The organism is Kitasatospora sp. NPDC127067, assembly GCF_042724755.1.
GTDB classification, from domain to species: domain Bacteria; phylum Actinomycetota; class Actinomycetes; order Streptomycetales; family Streptomycetaceae; genus Kitasatospora; species Kitasatospora lactacystinica.
Window position 1 is genome coordinate 1 of sequence record NZ_JBHXEM010000204.1, and the last position, 10,248, is coordinate 10,248.

The window sequence follows — 10,248 nt, forward strand, 5'->3', positions numbered from 1 at the left end:
CCCCTCGACGACGCGTTCGCTCCGCTCGCTCATGCGCCCACCGCCGCGAGGTGGATCTCCCGCAGCAGGACCTTGCGGACCTTGCCGGTCGGGCCGAGCGGGATGTCGTCGGGGGAGACCGCCAGCACCTTGCGGACGGTCGCGGCGGCGGCCTCGTCCAGGGCGGCGACGACCGCCGCGGTGCGGTCGGCGGCCGGGTCGGCGTCCGCGGCGAGGAGCAGCAGCACGTCGGTGACCACGCGCTCGCCGTCCCGTACCGCGACCACCGTGCAGTCCAGCACGTCCGGGCAGGCGGCCAGCACCCGCTCCTCCGACATGGCCGTGAACAGCCGTTTGCCGCCGCCGAGTTCGACCGAGTCGACGGCCCGGTCCACGTGGTAGTAGTAGCCCTCCTCGTCCCGGTACATCAGGTCCCCGGTGAGGAAGCGGCCGCGCAGCCGGGTGCGGAAGGTGGTGGCCGAGTCGTTCCAGTAGCCGAGCGCCAAGGTGGGTGAGGCGGTGGCGAGTTCACCGACCTCGCCGGGGCCGAGCGGCTCGCCGTCCGGGCCGACCACCTCGCAGTCGACGAAGGCGTGCGGGCGGCCGACGCAGCGGCCGTAGCGCTCGGTGCCGGGGCCGTGGGTGATGAAGAAGTGCGAGTGGCCCATCTCGGTGGAGCCGAGGCCGTCCACGAACAGCGAGCCGGGCAGCCGGGTGCGGCCGGCCCGGGTGACGGTCTCCCGGCTGCCGGTGGCGATCAGGCGGCGGATGTGCACCTCGTGGGCGCAGTCGCCGGTGTTCCACCAGAGCGCGACGGAGCTCAGGTCGCGGGCGGCGAGGTCGTGCCGGGCGAGGTCGGCCCAGGTGGCGGCGAAGCCGATCACCCCGGTGGGCCGCCACCGTTCGACGGCCTCCAGCACGCCGTCGCCGGACTGCCGGGAGAGTACGGCGAGTTCGGTGTGCGAGCTGAGCGCGAGGTTGAGGGCGATCAGGGTGGCGGCGTGCGGGGCGGGCAGTGCGCTGAGCATCCGGTCCTGGCCCTGCGGGCGGGGCAGCCGCAGCCGGTGGCGGATCGCGGCGTACAGGCTCGCGTGCGAGTGGACGACGGCCTTGGGCATTCCGGTGGTGCCGGAGGAGTGGGTGATCGCCACCGGGTCGCCGGACCAGTGCCGGTACGGCTCGGGGGCGGCGTCCGGGTCGCCGGCGCCGAGGGTGGAGATCTCCGGCAGCAGCGGCGCGCCGGGGGCGTGGCCGGCCAGTGCGGCCAGGTGGGCGGGGTCGGCGAGGACGCCGGCCGCGCCGAGGCGGGCGATGTAGCGGGCGGCGCGCTCGCCGTCCAGGTTGGGGTTGAGCAGGGCCGGGACGGCGCCGAGCCGGGCCAGGGCGAGGAAGGAGAGCACGTGGTCGGCGGCGTCGCTCGCGTACACCACGACGGGGTCGCGCCGGGTGATGCCCAGCGCGTGCAGCGCGGCGGCGCGGGCCCGGACGGCGCGGTCCAGCTCGCGCAGGGTGAAGGGCTGCCAGGCGGGGTGGTCGTCCACCGGGGTGTCGAAGCTGAGCAACGGCACGTCCAGGTCGAGCCCGAGCGCGATCCGGGCGGTCAGGACGTTGCCGGCGCCCACGTCGGGGTCGTCCGCGAGCTGGGTGCGGAGGCTGCGGATGGTCACGGGGGTGGATCCCTCCCTCGGGGCCGGTGGACGGCCCGGGCGGCTGATCGGGTGACAGGGGTCGGCCGCACGGGCGGCGGGTGCGGTCGGCCGCGCGTCGTCGGGCGGCGGATGTCGGGAGTGAGGCGGGGACGGGCGGGGGCGCTGGTGTGCCGGGTGCGGCTGCGTCAGGCGCCGGGCCTCGATGATTGCTACGGCCAGGGGCGGGCGGCGGGTTCAGTCCGTTCGGGTTCGGTCCGTTCGGGTTCGGCCGGTTCGGTTTCGGCCCGTCCGGATTCCGTGGCCGGACCGGCGAGCAGGACGGCCGCGGCCAGGTCCCCGTCGGGCGTCTGCTCGGCGGCCACGGCCAGCACCCGGTCGGCGTCGCCGTCCTGGAGCAGCACTGCGGCGAGTTCGAACGCCTCGGCGGGGACACGGCCGGGTTCGGCCTCGGCCGGGCAGATCGCCACGACCGGGCCGGTCAGGCCCCAGCGCGCGGCGATGTGTCCGAGGACGGCGTTGGGGTTGGACTGGAAGAACAGCAGCGGGCCGGTCCGCTGCCCGGGTTCGGCGCTGCGCTCGATGGCCCGCGCGGTTTCGAGGTCGCCGCTCGCGCTGGCGAGCAGCAGGGCGGTCCGCCCGGGTGCGGGCGGCTCGCCGTGGTGGGCGCGCAGGCAGCGTTCGGCGGTGTCGGCGACCAGCGGATTGAAGCCGGAGGCGGAGAAGCCGGGCAGCGGTGGCGGTGGCGGGGGCCCGTCCGGGCCCGGTGCGGGGTGGCGGGCCTCGGCGAGGATCCGCAGTCCGTGGGTGTGGTCGGCAGGGGTGGTCATGGCGGTGGCTGTCATCCCGGGGCCAGCAGCAGCGCGGTGTTGGCGCCGCCGAAGGCGGAGTTGAGGCTGAGGGCGTACGGGGGGCGGGCGGCGCGCGGGCCGTCCAGGACGAGGTCCAGTTCGAGGTCCGGGTCCGGGCCGAGCCAGCCGGCGTTGACCGGGAGCAGTCCGGTGCCCAACGCGCCGATGGTGGCGGCGAGTTCGAGCAGCGCGGAGGCCTCCAGGGCGTGCCCGTGCACGGATTTGCTGGAGCTGACCGGCAGGCGGTCGGTGTGCGGGCCGAACACCCGCCGCAGGGCGTGGGCCTCGGCCCGGTCGGCGAGGGCGGAGCCGGTGCCGTTGGCGTTGACGTAGCCGACCTCGGCCGGGTCGGCACCCGCGCGGGTGAGCGCGGCCCCGATCGCCCGGATCGCCCCGCCGCCCTCCGGGTCCGGGCGGCAGACGTGGTGGGCGTCCCCGGCCCGGCCCCAGCCGGCCAGCCGGGCGAGGGCGGGCGCGCCGCGGCGTTCGGCGGCCGGGGCGGACTCGACCAGGACGGCCGCGGCCGCGTCGGCGAGCAGGGTGCCGGTGCGGCCGGCGCTGAACGGGCGCGCCTCGCCGTCCCGGGCCAGCGCCCGTCCGGCGTCGAAGACCGCGAAGACGCCCGGTTCGACCAGGTGTCCGGCGGCGACCAGGATCCGCTCGTGCCGTCCGGCGGCCACCAGGGCGCCCGCGTCGGCGACGGCGGTCGCGGCGGCCACGCAGGCGCCGTTGTACACCCGGGTGACGCCCGGCGCGCCCCAGTCGGCGCGGACTCCGGCGGCCACCGCGGCGGCGGTCGCGCGGGTGCGCTCGTCGCTGTGCAGCGCGAGCAGCACGGGCAGTCCGGCGCCCTCGGCAGTGGTCAGTCCGGCCTGCCCGCAGGCCTGGCCGATCGCGTCGAGCACGGCCCTGGCCAGCGGAAAGGTGCAGGCCAGCGGCACGGTGGCGGGGAACAGCGCGGCCCGGGTGGTGCGGCGGGAGCTCACGTCGAAGCGGGTGACCGGGCCGAACAGGGACTTGCCGTGGGTGACGGCCTCGGTGAGCGGGGCGAGTCCGCGCCCGGCGGCGCTGAGCACCCCGACACCGGTGACGACCAGGCCGGCCGTCCGGCCCGGTGGTCCGGTGCCCGTCCCGGCGGGGATCACGGCCGTGCGCCCGCGCGGTCGGCGAGGACGGCCTCGCGCAGTAGTTCGGCGGCGTCGTCGATGGTGCGCACCGCGCCGAAGCGGTCGTCGTCCAGGTCCAGTTGGAGCCCGTACCGCTGCTCGAACTCGGCGACGAGCCAGGTGAGTTCGAGTGAACCGAGATCCTCTGGCACGGTGTCGACGGCGCGCTGCCCGAACGCCGCCAGCATGGTGAGGACCTCGGTCCGGTCCGGCAGGGCGTCGGGGAGCGGGGAGCCGGTCACGCGGCGCTGCCGGAGGCCGCGGCGAGGGCGTCGACCCGGCGGGTGACGTCGGCGGTGAACTCGTCCAGCGTCATCAGCGCGGTGGTCTCCATCTCGTCCAGGTCGAACTTGATCCCGAACTCGTCCTCGACCTGCACCGACAGGTCGGCGAGGGCGAGCGATTCGAGGTCCAGTCCGGCCGGGCCGAGGTCGGTGTCCCCGGTGACCTCGGAGACGTCGTACTGCATCTCGGCGAGTGCCGCCAGGACGAAGGCGCGGATGCGGTCCTGCATGGTGATGGGCTCCTTGTCGGGGGGTGGTGCGAAGGGATCGGGGTGCGGATGGATCGGGGTGCGGCCGGGTGCGGCCGGCCCGGTGGCGGGCGGGGTCAGCCTGCGGCGGGCCGGCCGGCGGCCGCGCTCTCGCGCAGGGCGGCCGGGTCGCGCAGCAGCTTTCCGGTGGCGGTGCGGGGGAGCCGGTCCAGCCGGGCGAGCCGGCGCGGCCGCTTGTAGGCGGCCAGCCGGCGGGCCAGCCCGTCCTGGACGGAGGCGAGGTCGGTCCCGGGTTCGGTGGCCAGGTAGGCCTCGATCGCGCCGCCGTCGAAGACCACGACGGCCTCGCGGACCTCGGGCAGCGCGGCGAGCGTCTGCTCGACCTCGGTGAGGTCGACCTTCAGGCCGCCGATCGAGACCTGGGAGTCCAGTCGGCCGAGCACGGTGACCAGGCCGTCGGCGGTCAGTTCGGCGGCGTCCCGGGTGTGCAGCCAGCCGTCCGACCAGCGGGTCGGATCGTCCAGCCCGGGGTACGGGGAGGCCGCCGCGCCGATCTGCAACTCGCCCTTCACCAGGCGTAGTTCCATGCCGTGCACGGGTCGCTTGGCGGGGTGGAGCGTGCCGGAGAGGTCGGTGGCGATCACCCCGGTCTCGGTCATGCCGTACATGGTGCCGAGCGGAACGCCGTAGCGTTCGGTGAACAGCGCGGGCAGTCCCGGGCGGACGAGCTCGCCCGCCACGACCATCCGCCGCAGCCGGGGCAGCGGCGGGGGAGCGACCGTCCCCGCCAGCAGCTCGGCGTGGAAGGGCACCCCGATCACGGTGGTCGGCCGGTCGCTCGCGGCGACCTCGGCGAGGATGCCCGCCGCCGTCATCCGCTCCGGCACGGTGAGCGCGACCCGGGCGTGCAGGCTGTTGAGCAGCCCGCCGACCAGGCCGAGAACGTGCACCACCGAGGAGAGCAGGACGACCCGCTCGCCCTCGCCGGGGAACTCCACCAGCCTTCGGTAACAGTCGAGTTCGCGTAGTAGATCGGCCGCCGTGCGGGCGATGACCTTGGCCGGACCGGTGGATCCGGAGCTGAGCTGGATCAACGCGTGCCCGGTGCGGGCCGGGCGTCCGTCCGTCAACGGGACGGCCACCGGCTCGACTTCGGAGAAGCCGCGCAGGGCCGCCGCGGACCGATGGGCGGAGCCTACCAGCACCTGCGGGGCCAGCCGCGCCACCGCCGCGTCGATCTCGTGGTCGGTCAACCGGTGGTCGAGCAGTGCGACTTGGGCGCCGAGACGCCAGCATGCCAGCAGCACCGCGACGAACGCCACCGAGGGCGGCAGTCGCAGTGCCGCCGTCCCGCCGGGGCCGAGTCCTGCGGCCGCCAGTCGGTCGGACTGCTCCTCGACCAGTGCGCGCAGGGCGTCCCGGTCGAGCGGTGCGCCGAGGCGCAGGCACTCCTCGGTGCCGGGGCCGGCCAGCAGCAGCCGGTCGACCCAGGAGTCCGGGGCGTCGGAGTGCGGCAGGAAGGCAGCCGGAAGTACGGAGGGGAAAAAGCCGGTCAACGCGGCTCCACACAAGTGAGGGGATTTGACATGAACGCCGTTAACAAGTCAGAACGGCCAATTCCGTGGCCAGACCATGGCACAGACGTTTGGTCAAATCAAGGTCTATACCAATGTGGTCGTTGCTCCTACGCTGCCCAACCAGGACCGGCCCGCGCGTGGCCGTCCTGGAACGAGGAATGCCCGTGAGAGTTCTCACGTCGGCCGGGATCGAGCGCGCGGCGCGCGACCGACTCCCAACGGAAATCTGGGATTTCATCGAAGGCGGCAGCGACGCGGAACGCACCCTGGCGGCCAACCGGGAGATGTTCGGACGCCATGCGCTGCGTCCGCGCACGCTGGTCGACGTCTCCGCCTGCGATCCGGCACTGACCCTGCTCGGCGCACCGCTGCGCCTCCCGCTCGGGATCGCCCCGATGGCCTACCACCGGCTGGTCGACCCGGAGGGCGAGACCGCCACCGCGCGCGCCGCCGGCCGGGCCGGAGCCCTGCTGGTCGCCGCGATGTTCGCCAGCCGCACCCTGGAGGAGATCGCCGCGGCCGCCACCGGCCCGCTCTGGCTCCAGCTGTACTGGCTGCGCGAACGCGCCGCCCTCGCCGCCCTGGTGGAACGCGCCGAGGCGGCCGGCTACCGCGCACTGGTGCTGACCGTGGACGCCCCCAGGATCGGCCGTCGGCTGCGCGACCTGCGCAACGGCTTCGCCGTCCCGCCCACCGTCCGGGCGGTCAACCTGGACCGGTCCCTGATGTCCGCCAGTCACCGCGCCGCCGGCGGCAGTTCGGGCATCGCCGAGCACGCCCGCGAACAGTTCGACCCCACCCTGAGCTGGACCGATCTGGCCTGGCTGCGCGAACGCACCCGGCTGCCGCTGGTCCTCAAGGGCGTCCTCACCGCCGAGGACGCCCGGCTGGCCGTCGAACACGGCGTCGACGCCCTCCTGGTCTCCAACCACGGCGGACGCCAACTCGACGGGGCGACACCGGCCCTGGCGGCACTCCCGGAAGTGGTCGAGGCGGTGCCCGCCGACCTGCCGGTGCTGTTCGACGGCGGCGTGCGCAGCGGCACCGACCTCGCGATCGCCCTCGCCCTCGGCGCCCGCGCCGTGCTGATCGGCCGCCCCGCGCTCTGGGGCCTCGCCGCCGGCGGCGAGGCCGGGGTGCACCGGGTGCTCGACCTGCTGCGCGAGGAACTGGAGCACACCATGGCCCTGTTGGGCCGCCCCCGGCTCGCCGACCTGGACCGCACGGTCCTCGCCCCCTGGCCCTGCCCGGCCGGCTGACACCGCACCCGCGCGGTCGTTCATCCGCTTCGCACCCGCGCGGCCCTTGAACCGCGCCGCCCCCGAACCGCGTTCTTCCCACCAGGAGGTCCGACACATGACCGAGCAGAGCGAGCGATTCCCGGGCTGGGACTGGGACGACCCGGACGGGCTGGCCCCCCGGCTGGACGCCTTCAGCGAACAGGTCGCCACCTGCGAGAAGCTCGAAGCGCATCCGGGCGGGCTGCCGCGCGACCACGCGGGCCTGCGCGAACTCGGCATCACCGGCATCGAGTTCGCCGCCTTCCGGACCGCCCACCCCCAGGGGCTCGGCACCGACCTCGCCACCCTGCGCAGCCCCGACACCGCCACCGAGCCCGGCACCCTCTACCGGGTCGACGGCGACCGCTGGTTCACCCGGCTCGACATCGCCGAACCGCTGCCCTTCGCCGACGCCAGCGTCGACTGGGTGTACGCCGAGCACCTGATCGAGCACGTCACCATGCCCGTCGCCGTCGTCTGGCTGCGGGAGGCCCGCCGGGTGCTGCGCCCCGGCGGCGTCCTGCGCCTGACCACCCCCGACCTCGCCCGCTACCTGGTCGGCTACGCCACCGGCGACGGCTTCCTCGCCAAGCACCGGCGCCGGCTGACCACCCTCGGCTTCGGCCCGCCGATGCCCGCGCGTCCGGCCTTCCTGGTGAACCAGATCTTCCGGCACTTCGGGCACCAGTGGATCTACGATCTGGACGAACTGCGGCATGTCCTCACCCGGGCCGGCTTCGACCCCGGGAGGATTCGCCCGTGCGCCTACCGGCAGGGCACCCGGCCGGACGTCGCCGACCTCGACACGGCCTTCCGCACCGACGAGACCGTCTACGTCGAGGCAGACCGCTGAGCCCTCCGCACCGAATGGATCCGCCCATGCCCCTGCACCCCCAGGCCGAAGCGCTGCGCACCAGGCGCGCCGGCAGCGGTGCCCCGCCGCTCTACACCCTCAGCCTCGCCGAGGCCCGTGCCGCCGACCTCGCGGACATCCGCGCGGCGGCCGGCACACCCGAACCGGTCGCCGCCGTCGAGGAGTACCGCATCCCCGGTCCCGGCGGCGAACTCGCGCTGCGGCTCTACCGCCCCGAGCCGCCCGGCCGCCGGCTGCCTGCCCTGCTCTACCTGTTCGGCGGCGGCTGGACGCTCGGCTCGCCCGACACCAGCGACGCGATCTGCCGCCGGCTCACCAACGCCGTCGGCTGCGTCACCGCCTCCGTCGGCTACCGGCTCGCCCCCGAACACCCCTTTCCCGCGGCGCTGCACGACTGCCGCGCCGCACTGCTGCAACTCGTCGAAAGAGCGGCGGAGTTCGGCATCGACCCGGACCGGATCGCGGTCGGCGGCGACAGCGCAGGCGGCAACCTCACCGCCGCGCTCACCCTGCTGCTGCGCGCCGAGGGCGGCCCCGCCCTGCGCCACCAGCTGCTGGTCTACCCCAACACCGACCACGGCGCCGACACCCCCTCGCTGCGCGCCCACGACGACCCGGCACTGTTCAACCGCCGCTCGGTTGCCTGGTACTGGAGCCACTACCTGGCCGACGAGGGCGACGGCGCCAGCCCGTACGCCTCACCGCTGCGCGCCGCCACCCTGGCCGGCCTGCCGCCCGCGACCGTCCTGACGGCCGAGTACGACCCGCTGCGGGACGAGGGCGAGCAGTACGCCGAGGCGCTGCGCGCCGCCGGGGTCCCGGTGGACCTGCGCCGCTACCAGGGCATGCCGCACGGCTTCTTCGCCATGACCGGCACCCTGGACGCCGCCGCCGAGGCCCAGGACTTCGCGGCCGAGCGCCTCCGGGAGGCGCTGCGATGACGATCCCGTTGAGCGACCTGCACCCCTCCCTGGCCGATCCGCTGCTGGACGCGATGACCTTCCTCAACGAGGTCACCACCCGCTACCCGGACGCGGTCTCCTTCGCCCCCGGCCGCCCCTACGAGGGCTTCTTCGAGCCCCAGGACGTCCCGGCGTACCTGGAGACCTACCTCGCCCACCTGGCCGACCGCGGCCTGGACCGGGACGCGGTGCGCACCGCGCTGTTCCAGTACGGCCCGACCAAGGGCATCATCAACGAGCTGATCGCCCGCACGCTGGCCCACGACGAGGGCCTGACCGTCGACCCCGCGGCCGTGGTGGTCACGGTCGGCGCCCAGGAGGGCATGCTGCTGACGCTGCGCGCCCTGTGCGCAGGCCCGGACGACGTCCTGCTGGTCAGTTCGCCCTGCTACGTCGGCGTCACCGGCGCCGCCCGGCTGCTCGACCTGACCGTCCGCCCCGTCCCCGAGGGCCCGGACGGCGGTCCCGACCCGGCGGCGCTCCGGGACGCCACCCGCGCGGTGCGGGCCGAGGGACGCCGTCCGCGCGCCTTCTACGTCGTCCCGGACTTCGCCAACCCCTCCGGCACCAGCATGCCGGTCCCGGCCCGCGCCGGGCTGCTGGAGGCGGCGGCCGAGGAGGGCGTGCTCGTCGTCGAGGACAACCCGTACGGCTTCTTCTCCCGCACTCCGGGGCTGCGGCCCACCCTCAAGGCGCTGGACCGCCGCCGCCAGGTCGTCCACCTGGGCTCCTTCGCCAAGACCTGCTTCCCCGGGGCCCGCCTCGGCTACGTGGTCGCCGACCAGGAGGTGACCGGCCCCGACGGCCGGCGCAGCCTCCTCGCGGACGAGCTGGCCAAGCTGAAGAGCATGACGACGGTCAACACCCCGGCGCTCAGCCAGGCCGTCATCGGCGGCATGCTGCTGACCCACGACTGCCGCCTGCGGGCCGCCAACGCCCGTGCCACGGCCCACTACGCGGCCGGCCTGGACACCCTGCTGCGGGAGCTGGACCGGCACTTCCCGGCCTCCGTGCGGAACCGGCTGGGCATCTCCTGGACCCGGCCGGACGGCGGCTTCTTCGCGGTGCTGACGGTGCCGTTCGTCGCCGACGAGGCCGCCATGGAGCGCTGCGCCCGCGAGCACGGGGTGCTCTGGACACCGATGGCGCCGTTCTACCCGGCGGGCGGTGGCGAGCAGCGGCTGCGGCTGTCCGTCAGCTCGCTGACGCAGGCGCAGATCATCGACGGCGTGGCGAGGCTGGCGGCCTTCGTGACGGCCTTCGTGGCGGACTGAGAGCCCGCGCGGACCGGCGCGGACCGGCGGGGGCCGGAACGACGAAAGAGGGAGGGGGGCGGGGCCAAACAAGGCCGGGGCCCCCCCCCCAGGGCGTTGTGGGCCCGCCCGGGGGCTAAACCAGCCGCGGCCCCGACTACCCCCCG

Annotated in this window: 10 protein-coding genes; 4 read left to right on the forward strand and 6 right to left on the reverse strand. The window is 75.2% G+C overall.

Annotation, left to right across the window (positions count from 1 at the left end; all coding sequences use genetic code 11):
- Positions 1-29 precede the first annotated feature (29 nt).
- The 6 genes from ACFWJ4_RS39425 to ACFWJ4_RS39450 all read right to left on the reverse strand — a co-directional run bounded on the left by ACFWJ4_RS39425 (position 30) and on the right by ACFWJ4_RS39450 (position 5,691).
- Entirely contained in the window at positions 30-1,646 is a 1,617-nt protein-coding gene (locus ACFWJ4_RS39425) for a class I adenylate-forming enzyme family protein (protein WP_380553702.1), read from the reverse strand.
- A 191-nt stretch (positions 1,647-1,837) separates the two neighbouring features.
- Positions 1,838-2,455, reverse strand: coding sequence for a hypothetical protein (locus ACFWJ4_RS39430; RefSeq protein ID WP_380553705.1), 618 nt, complete (start codon positions 2,453-2,455; stop codon positions 1,838-1,840).
- 11 nt (positions 2,456-2,466) lie between these two features.
- Positions 2,467-3,621 carry a beta-ketoacyl synthase N-terminal-like domain-containing protein gene (locus ACFWJ4_RS39435; RefSeq protein ID WP_380553708.1) on the reverse strand — a complete coding sequence of 385 codons (1,155 nt, stop codon included), beginning with the start codon at positions 3,619-3,621 and terminating at the stop codon, positions 2,467-2,469.
- Entirely contained in the window at positions 3,618-3,884 is a 267-nt protein-coding gene (locus ACFWJ4_RS39440) for an acyl carrier protein (RefSeq protein WP_380553711.1), read from the reverse strand. The genes ACFWJ4_RS39435 and ACFWJ4_RS39440 overlap by 4 nt, the downstream gene beginning before the upstream one ends.
- Positions 3,881-4,156, reverse strand: coding sequence for a phosphopantetheine-binding protein (locus ACFWJ4_RS39445; protein ID WP_380553714.1), 276 nt, complete (start codon positions 4,154-4,156; stop codon positions 3,881-3,883). Before ACFWJ4_RS39445 ends, ACFWJ4_RS39440 begins: the two co-directional genes overlap by 4 nt.
- Before the next feature lie 95 nt (positions 4,157-4,251).
- Positions 4,252-5,691, reverse strand: coding sequence for a class I adenylate-forming enzyme family protein (locus ACFWJ4_RS39450; protein ID WP_380553717.1), 1,440 nt, complete (start codon positions 5,689-5,691; stop codon positions 4,252-4,254).
- 179 nt (positions 5,692-5,870) lie between these two features.
- Between ACFWJ4_RS39450 and ACFWJ4_RS39455 the strand changes: the two genes are divergently transcribed.
- From ACFWJ4_RS39455 to ACFWJ4_RS39470, 4 genes are all read left to right on the forward strand, one after another.
- The gene (locus tag ACFWJ4_RS39455; protein ID WP_380553720.1) at positions 5,871-6,971 is read left to right on the forward strand and encodes an alpha-hydroxy acid oxidase; all 1,101 of its coding nucleotides are present in this window, start codon (positions 5,871-5,873) and stop codon (positions 6,969-6,971) included.
- Between the two features lie 97 nt (positions 6,972-7,068).
- Positions 7,069-7,845 (forward strand): class I SAM-dependent methyltransferase, encoded by a 777-nt coding sequence (locus ACFWJ4_RS39460; RefSeq protein WP_380553722.1) that lies wholly within the window; start codon positions 7,069-7,071, stop codon positions 7,843-7,845.
- 26 nt (positions 7,846-7,871) lie between these two features.
- Positions 7,872-8,807 (forward strand): alpha/beta hydrolase, encoded by a 936-nt coding sequence (locus ACFWJ4_RS39465; protein ID WP_380553724.1) that lies wholly within the window; start codon positions 7,872-7,874, stop codon positions 8,805-8,807.
- On the forward strand, positions 8,804-10,102 hold the full coding sequence (locus ACFWJ4_RS39470; protein ID WP_380553727.1) for a PLP-dependent aminotransferase family protein: 1,299 nt from the start codon (positions 8,804-8,806) through the stop codon (positions 10,100-10,102). Before ACFWJ4_RS39465 ends, ACFWJ4_RS39470 begins: the two co-directional genes overlap by 4 nt.
- Positions 10,103-10,248 lie beyond the last annotated feature (146 nt).

Coding starts and splice junctions, on each gene's coding strand:
- ACFWJ4_RS39460 (WP_380553722.1), top strand. CDS start 7,069: ATGACCGAGCAGAGCGAGCGATTCCCGGGCTGGGACTGGGACGACCCG.
- ACFWJ4_RS39445 (WP_380553714.1), bottom strand. CDS start 4,156: ATGCAGGACCGCATCCGCGCCTTCGTCCTGGCGGCACTCGCCGAGATG.
- ACFWJ4_RS39455 (WP_380553720.1), top strand. CDS start 5,871: ATGCCCGTGAGAGTTCTCACGTCGGCCGGGATCGAGCGCGCGGCGCGC.
- ACFWJ4_RS39470 (WP_380553727.1), top strand. CDS start 8,804: ATGACGATCCCGTTGAGCGACCTGCACCCCTCCCTGGCCGATCCGCTG.
- ACFWJ4_RS39430 (WP_380553705.1), bottom strand. CDS start 2,455: ATGACCACCCCTGCCGACCACACCCACGGACTGCGGATCCTCGCCGAG.
- ACFWJ4_RS39465 (WP_380553724.1), top strand. CDS start 7,872: ATGCCCCTGCACCCCCAGGCCGAAGCGCTGCGCACCAGGCGCGCCGGC.